The sequence below is a fragment of the Methylobacterium sp. FF17 genome, assembly GCF_025813715.1.
Taxonomy (GTDB): domain Bacteria; phylum Pseudomonadota; class Alphaproteobacteria; order Rhizobiales; family Beijerinckiaceae; genus Methylobacterium; species Methylobacterium flocculans.
Map to the genome: position 1 here is coordinate 2,003,485 of NZ_CP107532.1, position 13,461 is coordinate 2,016,945.

Sequence of the window (13,461 nt, forward strand, 5' to 3'; positions counted from 1 at the left end):
GGCCCCTAGACCGCGTCGCCGATCACGCCCGCCTCGTCCTGGGCCTGGAGCACGTCGGGGCGGGGCATGGAGATGATGTTGTAGCCGGAATCCACGAAGTGGATCTCGCCGGTGACGCCGCCGGACAGTTCCGAGAGCAGGTACATCGCCGAGCCGCCGACCTCCTCCTGGGTCACCGTCCGCCGCAGGGGCGCATGGGCCTTCTGGTGGTTGAACATCAGGCGCGCATCGGCGATGCCCGCCCCCGCCAGGGTCCGCATCGGGCCGGCCGAGAGGGCGTTGACCCGGATTCCGTCCGGGCCGAGGTCGCCGGCCAGATAGCGCACCGAGGCTTCGAGGGCGGCCTTGGCCACCCCCATGACGTTGTAGTTCGGCATGATCCGGGTGGAGCCGCCATAGGTCAGCGTCAGGAGCGAGCCGCCGCGCGGCATCCGCTTGGCCGCGCGCTGCGCGATCTCGGTGAAGGAGAAGCAGGAGATCGTCATCGTGCGCGAAAAGTTCTCGCGGGTGGTGACGTCGACGTAGCGGCCCTTGAGCTGCCCCTTGTCGGAGAACCCGATGGCGTGGACGACGAAGTCGATCCCCTCGGGGAAGCGCCCGTCGAGGGCGGTGAACAGCGCGTCGACGCTGGCGATGTCCTCGACATCGCAGGGCAGCACGATGTCGGACCCGACAGAGGCGGCGAGCGGCGTCACGCGACGCCCCAGGGCCTCGCCCTGGTAGGTGAAGGCCAGTTCGGCTCCGTGCCGATGCAGGACCTTGGCGATGCCCCAGGCGATGGAGTGATCGTTGGCGACCCCCATGATGAGGCCGCGCTTACCCGCCATCAAACCCGTCATGCATGTCCCCCACAGGCGGAACCGGGGCCCTGGCGGCCCCGTCCGGTCGTTGGGACGAGGCTTAGCGCGGGGGTCGTGGCCCTGTCCAATCCCCGGCGGCCCCGGCGGTGCATGGGTGGGTCCCGAAACGTCGAAACCCCGCGTCGGCCTTTGCCAGCGCGGGGTTTTGGCGAAGCCGCGAACGGCAGGCCGGTCCGTGGCCTAGAAGTAGCCGTCCGTGTCGCAGTTCGCCCGGTCGATGATGAGCTGCTTGATGTACACGGCCGTGGTTCCCGCGATGGCGATGCCTCCGACCGTACCGAGCGTGAACCAGAGCATGGCCGTGATGTCCTGCGGAACCTGTCCAGGGCGAACGCGGCAGGATGTTACCGGTTCCTTAAGGCGCGGCCCCGGGGCCGCGCCGGCCGATGGCTCAGGCGTCGACGTGCTTCAGCACGAGCGTCGCGTTGGTGCCGCCGAACCCGAACGAATTCGACAGCACGTGGCCGAGCTTGGCCCCGTCCCGGCGCTGGCGCAGGATCGGCATGTCGGCGAATGCCGGATCGAGTTCGTCGATATGCGCGCTCTCGCAGATGAAGTCGTTGTTCATCATCAGCAGCGAGTAGATCGCCTCCTGAACGCCCGTCGCGCCCATCGAGTGGCCGGTGAGGGATTTCGTCGCCGCGATCGGCGGGCAGGCGTCGCCGTTCCCGAAGACCTCGCGGATCGCCTCGATCTCCTTGGCGTCGCCCACCGGCGTGGCGGTGGCGTGGGGGTTGATGTAGTCGATCCGCGCGCCCTTCAGGCCTTCGATCGCCTGCTTCATGCAGCGCACCGCGCCCTCGCCGGAGGGCGCCACCATGTCGTGCCCGTCCGAAGTGGCGCCGTAGCCGGCGACCTCGCCGTAGATCGTGGCGCCGCGCGCCCTGGCATGCGCGTATTCCTCCAGCACCAGCACGCCGGCGCCGCCCGCGATGACGAAGCCGTCGCGGTTGACGTCGTAGGCGCGCGAGGCCCGGGCCGGTGTGTCGTTGTACTTCGAGGACATGGCGCCCATGGCGTCGAACAGGACGGACAGCGTCCAGTCGAGGTCCTCGCAGCCGCCCGCGAAGATGATGTCCTGGCGCCCGCCCTGGATGACCTCGGCGGCGTTGCCGATGCAGTGGTTCGACGTCGCGCAGGCCGAGGAGATCGAGTAGTTCACGCCCTTGATCTTGAACCAGGTCGCCAGCGTCGCGGACGCCGTGGAGCACATGGCCTTGGGCACGGCGAACGGGCCGACGCGCTTGGGGCCCTTCTCCACCGCGATGGCGGCCGATTCGACGATGGCCCGCGTGGAGGGCCCGCCCGAGCCCATGATGATCCCGGTGCGGTCGTTCGAGACGTCGCCCGCCTCGAGGCCGGCATTCCGGATCGCCTGGTCCATGGCGACGTGGTTCCAGGCGGTGCCGCCGCCGTGGAAGCGCATGGCGCGTCGGTCGACGACGCTCTCGGCGTCGAGGCTCGGGCGACCCTCGACCTGGCTGCGGAAGCCGTGCTCCGCGTACGAGGCCGAGTGCCCGATGCCGGACTTGGCCTCGCGGAGCGAAGCGAGGACTTCCTCGGTGTTGTTGCCGATGGATGAGACGATGCCCATCCCGGTGATCACGACACGCCGCATGGACACGATGCTCTCCGCCGCCGGGGCTTGTTCTTCACGGTGCGTGTTCGGAACTGCACCTTCGCGTTGTCTCAGGTAGGACGCCCGAGCCTCGATCTCAACCGGCCCGAACTCAGCCGCCCGCGGCCGGAGCCTGGGCCTGGAACAGCGCCACGCGCAGGTCCTTCGCCTCGTAGATGCGCGTGCCGTCGGCCTCCAGCCAGCCATCCGCGATGCCGAGCACCAGCTTGCCGGTGCGCACGCGCTTGATGTCGATGCCGTAGACCACCTTCGTCACCGTGGGCAGCACCTGATCGGAGAACTTGACCTCGCCGACGCCGAGCGCCCGCCCGCGCCCGGGGGCGCCGAGCCAGCCGAGGTGGAACCCGACGAGCTGCCAGAGGGCATCGAGGCCGAGGCAGCCCGGCATCACGGGGTCGTTCTTGAAGTGACAGCCGAAGAACCAGAGGTCCGGCCGGATGTCGAATTCGGCCAGCACGTGGCCCTTGCCGTGGGCGCCACCCTCGGATCCGATCGAGACGATGCGGTCGAACATCAGCATCGGCGGCAGCGGCAGCTGCGCGTTTCCGGCGCCGAACAGCTCCCCGCGTCCGCAGGCGAGCAATTCCTCGTAGGAATAGTGCGAGGCCCGCTGGGGCGCGGCGGAGGACGGGGTGTTCGAGTCGGAAGCGGAAGACATGATGAGCGGATCGGTCCTCGGAATGGAGTCGGGAGCGGGCGGCCCCCGTCGAACCTTTGCCCTCGTCCCCGGAGGTCGAGACCGGCACGGGCCGATCCCACCGGGGTACGCGGCGCGGAAATCGGCGCTTCGTTAGCACAGGGCCTGTGCGCCTCAAAGCATCACCGCCAATCCGTGATGCATCGATGGCGCGAACGGTCCGGCGCCCCGGGGACGCCGCGCCCACTCCGTGAGGGGGATCACCGCGTGAGGGGAATACCGAGCCGGCATGCGGCTCGGGTTGCGATGCGGCGGGCGGTTCCGTATACGTTGACGCTCTGGATCTTTTTTGCGTGGGATGTTTGTCAGCCCAATGTCGAACCTTCTGCCCCTGCAGGCCGTGCTGAACGCGCGGGCCTCCGTTCCGGCCGCCGAGGCCGGTCGTCGTGGCTGCCCGCTCTCCGATCTGCGCGACCGGTTGCGCCGGGCGGGCCTGCGCCCGACCCGTCAGCGCCTCTCCCTGGGCTGGCTGCTGTTCGGCCGCGGCGACCGTCACCTCACGGCGGAAATGCTCTACGACGAGGCGATGCGGGCCAAGGTGCCGGTCTCGCTGGCGACCGTCTACAACACCCTGCACCAGTTCACGGAAGCCGGCCTCCTGCGCCAGCTCGCCCTCGACGGCTCGAAGGCCTACTTCGACACCAACCCGAGCGAGCACCACCACTTCTTCCTCGAGGACGAGGGCCAGGTGCTGGACATGCCCGATTGCGGCATCACCGTCGATTCGCTGCCCGAGGCGCCCGACGGCATGGAGATCGCCGGCGTCGAGGTCATCGTGCGCCTGCGCCGCCGCGGTCCGGTGGCCCGCAAGGCCTGAGTGCTCCGCGCTCTCCATCGCGAACGACAGCGAGGCCCGGGCAACCGGGCCTTTTTCGTGGCGTCATCGCCGCGCGCAACGATGCGAGGCCTGCCGGGTTGACGCTCGCGCCCGTTAGGGCCTTCGCACCTCCCCATCAGAACCGGATCGGTATGGCTCCCTCCCGCATCATCTGCGTCCGCCACGGCGAATCGACCTTCAACGCCGCCCACCGCCTCACCGGCCGCGACCCCGGCCACGTCGATGCCCGGCTGACCGAGCGCGGCCTCGCCCAGGTCCAGGCAGCACGCGCGGCCCTGCACGACATTCCCTTCGACCTCGTGGTGACCTCGCCCCTGACCCGCGCGATCCAGACCACGAAGGGCATCTTCGGCGACCACCCGAGCGGGCCGCGCATCCTCGTCGAGGTGCTGCACCGGGAGTGCCAGGAGAGCAGCTGCGACGTCGGGCGCGCGGCCTCGATCCTGGCCGGCGAGTTCCCCGACGTCGCGGTCGATCACCTGCCCGAGATCTGGTGGCATGCCGAGGGCGAGCCCGATGCGGGCGGCGTGCATATCGAGCCGCGCGACCTCTTCGACGCCCGCGTCCTGGGATTCCGCGACTGGCTGGCGGCGCGGCCCGAGCGCAGCATCGCGGTGGTCGGCCACGGGACCTTCTTCTACCACCTGACGGGGACCTGGCTCGACAATTGTCAGACGGTGGCGTTCGACCTGACGGCCCCGCTGCCGGCCTGACGGCGCTTCTTCAGCCCCCGAGATCCCCGGCGAGCCCTGCCAGCATGGCGAGGCCGAGCACCAGCACGAGGGCGCCCGCGAGGGTCTCCAGGCCGCCGATCGCCAGTGCCCCGGTCCGGCCCCGCCCGCCCGCGAGACGCAGGGCGAGGGCTTTGGCGAAGACCGCGAGACTGGCGAGCGCGCCCGTCGTCAGGGCCGTGCCGAGGGCCATGGCGAGGGTCGCGGCGATGCCGGCTGCGAGCAGGCCCTGCGAGGCGGAGAAGACCAGGATCAGCACGGCCCCCGCACAGGGGCGCGTCCCGGCCGCCAGGACCACGCCCGCCCGCTCGCGCCACGTCTCGAGGCGGGCGAGGGCCGTGGCGTCGGTGAGGTGGACATGGCCGCAGCCCGGTGCGCAGGCGGCACCGGTCTCGCCCGCGAGCCGTCCGGCCTTGCGCCAGGTCACGCCGAGCCCGAGAAGCGCCACCAGGGCGAAGCTCACGGTCTCGATCACGGTGCCGGCCCGGGTCATCCCCGAGGCGGTGGCGCCCAGAACCAGGGTCCCGACGCCGACGAGGGCGATGGCGACCAGGGCCTGCAGAAGCGCGGCGGCGAAGCTGAGGGCGAAGCCCCGTGACAGGGCGCGCTCCCCGGCGACGATGTAGCCGGCGATCACCGCCTTGCCGTGGCCAGGCCCGGCGGCGTGGAAGACGCCGTAGGCGAAGCCCAGCAGCATCATCGGCCCCCAGGCGCCGCCCTGCTTCAGGTTCTGCACGGCGGCCTGAAGGCTGCGGGAGAAGCTCGATTGCAGGGCGAGGATCCAGCCGCCGAGGCCAGTGGCGGCGGGGGCCGCCTCGCGAAAGCCGATGCCGAAGGGCGAGCGCGGCGGTGGCGCGGGCAGGCCCGGGTTCAGGAGCCAGGCCAGACCCGCGAGGATCAGGCCCGCCATCGCCACGGCGGCCAGCGCGATCAGGGCCTGGCGCGCGCGGCCGGAACGCGGCGGCGTCGCCGTCAGTGCCGTGCCTACGGACACGCGACGATGATCCGGTTGGCGAATTGCACCCCGTAATTCGAAGCGGAGGTCAGGGCCTCGAAGAAGGCTTCCGACATGCCGGGCTTGGCGTCCGCCGTCTTGCTCTCGGCGCCGGGATCGGCCTTCGGGCGGGTCACGGTGGCGGCGCAGCCCTGCGGGGCACCGACCAGGCGGGCGGCGTCCGCCCCTTCGGCGAGGGTGAAGGACACGAAGAAGGTCGGATCGTAAACCTCCACCGCCGTGACCCCGCGCCCCTGGGCCACCGGGGCCTTCAGGGGCAGCAGGAAGCTCAGGGTGAGCTTACCCCCCTCCATCGCCATGCGCGGCTCGGCGGGGTCGGCGAAGGGCTGCTCCTTGCCCGCGACCTTCATCTTGGTGAAGTAGCCGAACTCGGCGAGGTTGCCGGTGTTCTCGGCCGCGAGACCGGCGAGTTCGTCCGGCGTCAGCGTGCCGTCGTTGTTCTTGTCCAGGCCCTGGGTCACGAAGGCCGAGTACGAGGCGTCGAAGGTCCAGGCGTGCCGGATGCCCGTCACCCGTCCGCCCTCGCCATAGGCGACCTCGGCCTTCGTGGTCACCCAGACGTGGGGATGGGCGAGGGCCGGCGCGGCGGGGATCACGGACCCGAGGGTCAGCCCCAGGAGGGCCAGGAAACGAGAGGGCGACGCGATCGGCATGGCACGGGACGCTCGCGACTCAAGGTGAAGAAACCGTAAAGATCGGCGCCGGCCGCGTGGTCGGGCCTTCGGAGATCTCCCTTGCCAGTGGGGCGAAAGCGAGGCGCCCTCAGGCGGCGCGGACGTCGGCCAGGAAGCGGGCGATCCGCGTGTCGAGGGCCTCCCGGCTCCGCCCGACCCGGTCGGCGACGTCGAGCACCGCGCCGGAGGCCTGCGCGCAGGCGGCGGCCGCCGATTCCACCGCGACGATCTCGCTCGACACCAGGGCCGCCCGGGCCTGCGCGTCGGCGACCCGCGCGGTGATGTGCGCGCTCGCCGTCTTCTGGCCCTCGACCGCCTCGGACACCGCCCGGTCCGCCTGCATCATCTGGTCCATGGTGCCGGTGATCGCCTCGATGGCGCCCAGGGTCTCGCCCACCGCCGCGCGGATCGCCGTGACCTGACCCTTGATCGTCTCGGTGGCCTCCGCCGTCTTGCCCGCCAGGCCCTTCACCTCGCCGGCGACCACCGCGAAGCCGCGCCCCGCCTCGCCGGCGCGGGCCGCCTCGATGGTGGCGTTGAGCGCCAGCAGGTTCGTCTGCGCCGCCACCGTGGCGATCGTCTCGATCACGGCGCCGATCCGCAGGCCGGTGGCTTCCAGCGCCTGCGCCGCCTGACGGGTGGTCGCGACCTCGTCCTGCGCGGTCCGGGCGAGGCCGTGGCGCAGGGTCGCCTGCTCGTCGATGGCGCCACCGGCCGCGCAGGCCTCCAGGCTCGCGGCGGCCGCGCCCTGGATCTGGTCGCCGGCCTCGCGGGCGGCATCCGAGACCAGGGCGGTCTGGTCCCGGGTGATCTGCACGGCCTCGCTCACCGCGTGGGCCGCCGTGGCCATCGCCTCCGCCGCCACGGCGAGTTCCACCGCGATCGCGCGCACGTCGGTCTCGAAGGCGCCGGCCGCGGCATCGAGGTGGAGGGCGCGGGTCGCCTCGTGCTGCGAACAGGCCAGCAGCCGCGCATCCGCCCCGGCCTTCTCCAGGAGCGCATCGCGCAGGATCGCGATGGCGCGGGCCATGGCGCCGATCTCGTCGCGGCGGTCCGTGAGGGGAATGGCGCGCGACAGGTCGAGTTGGGCGAGGTGGCGGATCGCCAGGCCGAGCTCGTCGAGGGGGCGCCGGATCTCGCGGCGCCCGAACCAGAGGGCGAGGGCGAGAGTCGAGACGATGATCGCCAGGGCCGCCGCCATCATGGTCAGGCGGGCGCGGCGGGTCTCCTCCGCCGAGCGGGCCCGTTCGCTGGCCAGTTCGGCCAGGGTGTCCGCGCCGATCCGCGCGATGGCACCGAGCATGCGGTGCCGACTCGCCACCGTCGCCTCGTCGGCGCCCTGGATCAGCGCCGCCTTCGGCGAGATCGTCAGGCCCAGTTCGGCGGTATCGGCCTGATAGGCCAGGAACTCCTTGAGCATCAGGTCGAGCTTCAGGCGGTCCGCGTCGGGCGCGTGGCCCGCGATCCGTTCGAGGAAGCCGCGCTTCTCCTCCTCGACGGCGGTCAGCGCCTGCTTCAGCCCTTCGAAGCGACCCTTGGCCCCGGCGACGTCGTCGGCGGTGTAGACACTGTTGGCGGCCACCACGGAGCGCTCGATGGCGAGGGCGAGCCCCTGCGCAGAGAGGGCCCGCTCCCAGACCGCGTCCACGGCGGTCTTCTGGGCCTGCTGGGCCCCGACGACCCGATCGTTGAGGATGGTCAGGCCGCAGGCACCCAGGGCCATCAGGCCCATCAGGGCCGTGAGCTTGGTGCCGATTGAGATCCGCATGGGACGCGTCCGCTTCGAAGGTCGGTGGCGAAGCTCTGGGCGGACGGTCTTGCAGAAGGTTTAAATCAAGGTGGCTAAGTAAAACTTATCGGAATTCTCGTGTATCCGACCCGCCCTGCGCGGGTTGATCATCCGGTGACCCTGCGGGCTCCCTTGTCGATGGGCCTTGATCGGGTGGTGATGGATCGCATGTGTCGGGCTGTTGCCTGTCGCGTGCAAGTCCCGATGGCCGGATGACCTTTCCGTCGAAGGCGTGCGCGCTCGCGAATGTGCGGACACACCTCGTGTGACCGCGAAAGTGGCGGAACCTGCGGCGCGTCGGCGTGCGGGGCGGGCGTTCAGTCGCGCCGCGTCAGGGCTGCGATCTCGGCCTGCTCGTCGGCGCTGAGGCCCGGCGGCGCGGGCTCGGGGCGCCGCCGCGCGAGGCGCCAGAGGCCGAACAGCCCCAGGGTGACCACCAGCACGGGGGTGAGCCAGAGCAGCAGGGTGTGCAGGGCGAAGACCGGGCGCAGCAGCACGTATTCCCCGTAGCGCCCGACCACGTAGGACTGCACCTGGGCGTCATCGTCCCCGGCCGTCAGGCGCTCGCGCACGATGACGCGCAGATCCCGGGCGAGGGGCGCGTCGGAATCGTCGATGGACTGGTTCTGGCACACGAGGCAGCGCAGGCCGGAGGAGATGTCGCGCGCGCGCGCCTCCAGGGCCGGATCCTTCAGGACCTCGTCGGGCTGCACGGCCCCGGCCGCACCGGCCGTGGCGAGGAGGAGGCACAGCGCCGCGACCGCGCGGCTGGTCGGGGCGCGGCTCATTCGGCGGGGGCCATGCCGGGGGGGAGGGGCTTGGCCTTCGCGCGCGCCGGCGCGCCGACGCGCATGCGCCGGTCGGTCAGCGAGACCGCCCCGCCGAGCGCCATCACCACGGCTCCGAGCCAGATCAGCAGCACGAGGGGCTTGTAGTAGAGGCGCAGGCCGATGGCGCCCTCCGGCAGAACCTCGCCGAGACTGGCATAGACCTGGCTGGCGCCGACGGTCAGCAGGCCCGATTCGGTCACCGTCATCTTGCGGCTCGGATAGAAGCGCTTGCCCGTCTCCACCGCGCCGACGTAGTCGCCGCCCGTGGTGCGGATGGTGAGGAAGGCGGTGGTCTCGGAATAGTTCTCGCCGCCGCGCGGGCCGACCCGGTCCAGCGTCGCCATGTAGGGACCGGAGGCGAGGGACTCGCCGGGCTTGAGGGTCTTCAGACCCTCCGTGGCCCAGCCTTGCGCGGCGATGCCGAGCACCACCACGCCGACGCCCGCATGGGCCAGTGCGGTGCCCCAGGCCGAGCGCGGCAGGCCGACGGCGCGGCGCCAGATCGCGGCGGCGCCCCGGGTGCGGCTGGCGCCGTAGCCCCGCGCCCGCGCGATGATCTCGAGGGCCGCCCCGACGACGAGATAGGCGCCGAGACCGATGCCCACGGGGGCCATCATCGGGCCGCCCCAGGTGAGCGCCAGCACGGCGAGGCCGATCACGAGGGCGATGGTGAGGGCCGCGAACAGGCGCTGGGTCGCCGCGTGCACGTCGCCCCGCTTCCAGGCGAGCGTCTGGCCGAAGGGCACGATGAGGAGCAGCGGGATCGCCAGGGGGATGAAGGTGTAGTTGAAGAAGGGCGGCCCCACCGAGATCTTCTCGCCGGTGAGCATCTCCAGCAGCAGCGGGTAGAGCGTGCCCACGAACACCGTGGCGCAGGCGGCGGCCAGGAACAGGTTGTTCATCACCAGCGCCCCCTCGCGGGAGATCGGCGCGAAGATGCCGCCCTGGCGCAGCATCGGGGCGCGCCAGGCGAACAGGGTGAACGAGCCGCCGATGAACAGGATCAGGATGGCGAGGATGAACACGCCGCGCGTGGGGTCGGTCGCGAAGGTGTGAACCGAGGTCAGCACGCCCGAGCGCACGATGAAGGTGCCGAGCAGCGAGAGCGAGAAGGTGAGGATGGCGAGCAGGACCGTCCAGACCTTGAGCGCGTCGCGCTTCTCCATCACCACCGTGGAGTGGAGAAGCGCCGTGCCGGCGAGCCAGGGCATCAGCGAGGCGTTCTCGACCGGGTCCCAGAACCACCAGCCGCCCCAGCCGAGCTCGTAATAGGCCCAGTACGAGCCCATCGCGATGCCGAGCGTCAGGAAGCTCCAGGCGGTCAGCGTCCAGGGGCGCACGGCCCGCGCCCAGACCGCGTCGATGCGCCCGTCGATCAACGCCGCGATGGCGAAGGCGAAGGTGATCGAGAACCCGACATAGCCGACGTAGAGCAGCGGCGGGTGCACCGCGAGGCCGAAATCCTGCAGCAGCGGGTTGAGGTCGTTGCCGTCCACGGGGGCCGGGTTCGCCCGCGTGAACGGGTTCGAGGTCGTGATGATGAACAGCACGAACACGAAGGTGATGAGGCCCTGCACCGCCAGGGTGTTGGCCCGGAGCGTCGGCGGCACGGAATCGCGCGCCACCGCCACCAGGGCGCCGAACAGCGCCAAGATGAGGATCCAGAGCAGCATCGAGCCCTCGTGGTTCCCCCAGACGCCGGAGATCTTGTAGAGGAAGGGCTTCGTCGTGTGCGAGTTCTCGATCACGTTCTGGACCGAGAAGTCCGACGTGGCGTGCGCGTAGGTCAGGGCCCCGAACGCGAACAGGATGCAGGCGAAGGCGCCGAGCGCGGCCGGCGTCGCCACCGCCCGCAGGGCCTGGTCGCCGGAGCGCGCGGCCCAGACCGGCATCACCGCCTGGACCAGGGACAGGGCGAGCGCCAGCGCCAGCGCGAAATGACCGACCTCGATCAGCAAGGCGGAATGTCCTTATGTCCGGTTGCGCGCATCATCGCTCGCTGCGTCGGCCGAGGGTCGGGTCGCCGGCCGGCGCGGCGGCCGCTTCGGAGGGCATGGTCGCCGGGGCGTCCGTCTTCGCGGGCGCGTCGACCATGCCCTTGCCCTCCTGCCAGCGCCCCTGCGCCTTGAGCGCGTCAGCCACCTCGCGCGGCATGTAGGATTCGTCGTGCTTGGCCAGCACCGTGTCGGCGCGGAACACGCCGCCCGGCCCCAGCGTGCCCTCGGCCACCACGCCCTGGCCCTCGCGGAACAGGTCGGGCAGGAGACCGCGATACTGCACCTGCACCGTGGCGTTGGTGTCGGTCACCGAGAAGTCCACGGTCTGGTCCGGCCCGCGCTGGAGCGAGCCGTCCTTGACGAGGCCGCCGAGGCGGAAGCGCGTGCCCGGCGCGACCCCTTGCGCGGCCACCTCGGTGGGCGAGCGGAAGAACACGATCGAGCCGCTCATCGCCGACAGGATCAGCCCGAGCGCCAGGGCTAGCACGGCGCCGCAGGCAGCGATCAGGGCGAGGCGGCGGCTCTTGCGGGTCACGGGCGGCGTTTTCCGTTTTTTCGTTCGGGGTTTCTCGAACTCGGCAGTTCTCGGCGCGCGGACATTGCGCGCCCGGGGTGAGAATTCCGGATCCTGAAGCCGGTCCCGGTGTCGGCCGAGCGGCTGGCGGGGTCAAGGGCTGGGCCCGGGACCGATTGTCAGAGGGGCGAACCCCCGGGCGCGCGGCAGAGGCCTCAGGGTTTGGGTGTCGGCATGGCCGGCCGGGGGGCCTCCGGCCGCGGTGCCTCAGGTCTGGGTGCTTGAGAGGGTCCCGGCCGGGGGGCCTGCGAACGCAGCCCGAGTTCCCCCGCCAGTTCGTCGAGGCGCTCGATCGCGCTCGGGTCGGGGCTCAGCGCCATGCGGGCCCGGTCGAGGGTCTGGATCGCGCGGTCGCGCTCGCCGAGCACGCTGTAGGAGCGCACGAGGCGCAGCCAGTCGTCCGCGCTGCCGCCCTTGGCCGCCAGCCGGCGGTCGAGGCCCGCCACCATGCCGCGGATCGCGGCATCCCGCTCGGCGGCCGGCATCGCCTTCACCGCCGCCACGGCCGCCTCGGTGCCGGCGCGCCCCGCCTCGTCGGAGGCCGCCGGCGCCTGCGGGGCGGGGGCGAGTCCGATCTCGCGCGCCATCCCGTCGAGGCGGCCCTTGGCCTCGGGATCGTCCGCCAGCGCCTTGCGCGCCCGCTCGAGGGCGTCCCGCGCCTTGTCGCGCTCCTTGAGCACGCCGTAGGAGCGCACGAGGCGCAGCCACTCGTCCAGGGTGCCGCCCCGCTCGGTGAGCCGCGTGTCGAGACCCTCGACCATGGTACGGATGGCCCCGTCGCGGCTCGCCGGCGGCAGGGCCTGGATCGCAGCGGCGGCGGCGTCCGACGTCCGGGCCGGAACCTCGCCCTTCAGGCGGGTCAGGGTCTCGGTGACGAGGGGGAGCCAGGGCGCGTCGGCGGGGGCGGCCTCGGCCATGGCCTGCAGGCGCCGGATCGCCTGCGGGATGTCGCCGTCGAGTTCGGCCGCCCGCGCGAGGTAGAATTGCGGCTTGGCCACCTGCCCGTCGAGCTCGACCGCGCGCTGGAAGATCGCCCTGGCCTGGGGCGAGACCGCACCGTCGCCGGCCGCCACCAGGGCCTCGCCCCAGTCGGAGAGGCGCTGGGGCGTCTCGCCCAGCAGCCGGGTCGCCGCCTCGTAGGCATGGGCCGCGTCGTCGAAGCGGCCCATGCGCATGTAGACGGGGGCGAGCACCGACCAGCCGCGCCCGTCCTTCGGGTCCGAAGCGAGCCGCCCCTCGATCTGGCCGATGGCCTTGAGGAGGTCCTGGTCGGCGCCCTGCACGGCCTGGCGCTCGGCCGCGCTCTGGGCCGGCATGTGCGGCGAACCGTAGATCCCGTAGGCGATGAGCGCGACGAGGGGGATGGTGGAGAGGGCGAAGGCGGAGGCCGCCCGGCGCTGGCGCAGGGCGGGCTCGGCGATGTTCGGCACCACCGGCACGCCGGCCCGGTTGGCGCGCAGCAGTCGGCGCGCAGCCTCCGTACGGGCGGCCTCGGCCTCGGGGGCGGCGATGAGCCCGCGCGCTTCGTCGCGCGCGATCTCGCGCAACTGGTCCTCGTAGAAGCCGGTCTCGGTGGCGAGTCCGCCGCCCTCGGGCGCGGCGGCCGGGTTCGCCCGGCGCGACATCGGCCAGAGCAGGGCGAGCACCGCCGCGCCGGTCATCAACGCCAGAATGAACCAGAGTGCCGTCATCACGCCCCAGATGCTGCCCCGCTTGCATGTAGACGCGGCCTTCCGCCGGCACGATGCGGGCATCGGGTGACACGGTGTCACGCGCAGCCGATGGGGAGACCGGCACAACCTTAGCGGATACGCCCC

At 71.8% G+C, this 13,461-nt stretch carries 12 protein-coding genes; 2 read left to right on the forward strand and 10 right to left on the reverse strand.

Translation table 11 applies throughout. The features are described from left to right. Positions 1-5: 5 nt before the first annotated feature. The 3 genes from fabI to fabA all read right to left on the reverse strand — a co-directional run bounded on the left by fabI (position 6) and on the right by fabA (position 3,157). Entirely contained in the window at positions 6-839 is an 834-nt protein-coding gene (gene fabI, locus OF380_RS09270; RefSeq protein WP_264050472.1) for an enoyl-ACP reductase FabI, read from the reverse strand. 412 nt (positions 840-1,251) lie between these two features. Next, entirely contained in the window at positions 1,252-2,478 is a 1,227-nt protein-coding gene (gene fabB / locus OF380_RS09275) for a beta-ketoacyl-ACP synthase I (RefSeq protein ID WP_264051266.1), read from the reverse strand. Between the two features lie 112 nt (positions 2,479-2,590). Further along, the gene (fabA, locus tag OF380_RS09280; RefSeq protein ID WP_264050473.1) at positions 2,591-3,157 is read right to left on the reverse strand and encodes a 3-hydroxyacyl-[acyl-carrier-protein] dehydratase FabA; all 567 of its coding nucleotides are present in this window, start codon (positions 3,155-3,157) and stop codon (positions 2,591-2,593) included. Positions 3,158-3,509: 352 nt separating this feature from the next. Between fabA and irr the strand changes: the two genes are divergently transcribed. Both irr and OF380_RS09290 read left to right on the forward strand, forming a co-directional pair. Continuing rightward, a complete protein-coding gene (gene irr, locus OF380_RS09285) occupies positions 3,510-4,013 on the forward strand; it encodes a Fur family transcriptional regulator Irr (protein WP_264050474.1) in 504 nt (167 codons plus the stop codon). Between the two features lie 152 nt (positions 4,014-4,165). Further along, on the forward strand, positions 4,166-4,747 hold the full coding sequence (locus OF380_RS09290) for a histidine phosphatase family protein (protein WP_264050475.1): 582 nt from the start codon (positions 4,166-4,168) through the stop codon (positions 4,745-4,747). A gap of 10 nt (positions 4,748-4,757) precedes the next feature. Here OF380_RS09290 and OF380_RS09295 read toward each other — a convergent pair whose 3' ends face one another. The 7 genes from OF380_RS09295 to ccmI all read right to left on the reverse strand — a co-directional run bounded on the left by OF380_RS09295 (position 4,758) and on the right by ccmI (position 13,335). After that, the gene (locus OF380_RS09295; protein ID WP_264050476.1) at positions 4,758-5,759 is read right to left on the reverse strand and encodes a nickel/cobalt transporter; all 1,002 of its coding nucleotides are present in this window, start codon (positions 5,757-5,759) and stop codon (positions 4,758-4,760) included. Next, a complete protein-coding gene (locus OF380_RS09300; RefSeq protein ID WP_264050477.1) occupies positions 5,750-6,433 on the reverse strand; it encodes a DUF1007 family protein in 684 nt (227 codons plus the stop codon). Before OF380_RS09300 ends, OF380_RS09295 begins: the two co-directional genes overlap by 10 nt. A 109-nt stretch (positions 6,434-6,542) precedes the next feature. After that, positions 6,543-8,222 (reverse strand): methyl-accepting chemotaxis protein, encoded by a 1,680-nt coding sequence (locus OF380_RS09305; protein WP_264050478.1) that lies wholly within the window; start codon positions 8,220-8,222, stop codon positions 6,543-6,545. 338 nt (positions 8,223-8,560) lie between these two features. Next, positions 8,561-9,031, reverse strand: a complete 471-nt coding sequence (locus tag OF380_RS09310; protein WP_264050479.1) for a cytochrome c-type biogenesis protein — start codon at positions 9,029-9,031, stop codon at positions 8,561-8,563. Beyond that, positions 9,028-11,031: a heme lyase CcmF/NrfE family subunit gene (locus OF380_RS09315; protein WP_264050480.1), complete on the reverse strand. Its 2,004-nt coding sequence runs from the start codon at positions 11,029-11,031 to the stop codon at positions 9,028-9,030. The genes OF380_RS09310 and OF380_RS09315 overlap by 4 nt, the downstream gene beginning before the upstream one ends. Before the next feature lie 31 nt (positions 11,032-11,062). Further along, the gene (ccmE, locus tag OF380_RS09320; protein ID WP_264050481.1) at positions 11,063-11,605 is read right to left on the reverse strand and encodes a cytochrome c maturation protein CcmE; all 543 of its coding nucleotides are present in this window, start codon (positions 11,603-11,605) and stop codon (positions 11,063-11,065) included. Between the two features lie 194 nt (positions 11,606-11,799). Beyond that, positions 11,800-13,335: a c-type cytochrome biogenesis protein CcmI gene (gene ccmI / locus OF380_RS09325; protein WP_264050482.1), complete on the reverse strand. Its 1,536-nt coding sequence runs from the start codon at positions 13,333-13,335 to the stop codon at positions 11,800-11,802. Positions 13,336-13,461 lie beyond the last annotated feature (126 nt).

Coding starts and splice junctions, on each gene's coding strand:
- fabI (WP_264050472.1), bottom strand. CDS start 839: ATGACGGGTTTGATGGCGGGTAAGCGCGGCCTCATCATGGGGGTCGCC.
- fabB (WP_264051266.1), bottom strand. CDS start 2,478: ATGCGGCGTGTCGTGATCACCGGGATGGGCATCGTCTCATCCATCGGC.
- fabA (WP_264050473.1), bottom strand. CDS start 3,157: ATGTCTTCCGCTTCCGACTCGAACACCCCGTCCTCCGCCGCGCCCCAG.
- irr (WP_264050474.1), top strand. CDS start 3,510: ATGTCGAACCTTCTGCCCCTGCAGGCCGTGCTGAACGCGCGGGCCTCC.
- OF380_RS09290 (WP_264050475.1), top strand. CDS start 4,166: ATGGCTCCCTCCCGCATCATCTGCGTCCGCCACGGCGAATCGACCTTC.
- OF380_RS09300 (WP_264050477.1), bottom strand. CDS start 6,433: ATGCCGATCGCGTCGCCCTCTCGTTTCCTGGCCCTCCTGGGGCTGACC.
- OF380_RS09305 (WP_264050478.1), bottom strand. CDS start 8,222: ATGCGGATCTCAATCGGCACCAAGCTCACGGCCCTGATGGGCCTGATG.
- OF380_RS09310 (WP_264050479.1), bottom strand. CDS start 9,031: ATGAGCCGCGCCCCGACCAGCCGCGCGGTCGCGGCGCTGTGCCTCCTC.
- ccmI (WP_264050482.1), bottom strand. CDS start 13,335: ATGACGGCACTCTGGTTCATTCTGGCGTTGATGACCGGCGCGGCGGTG.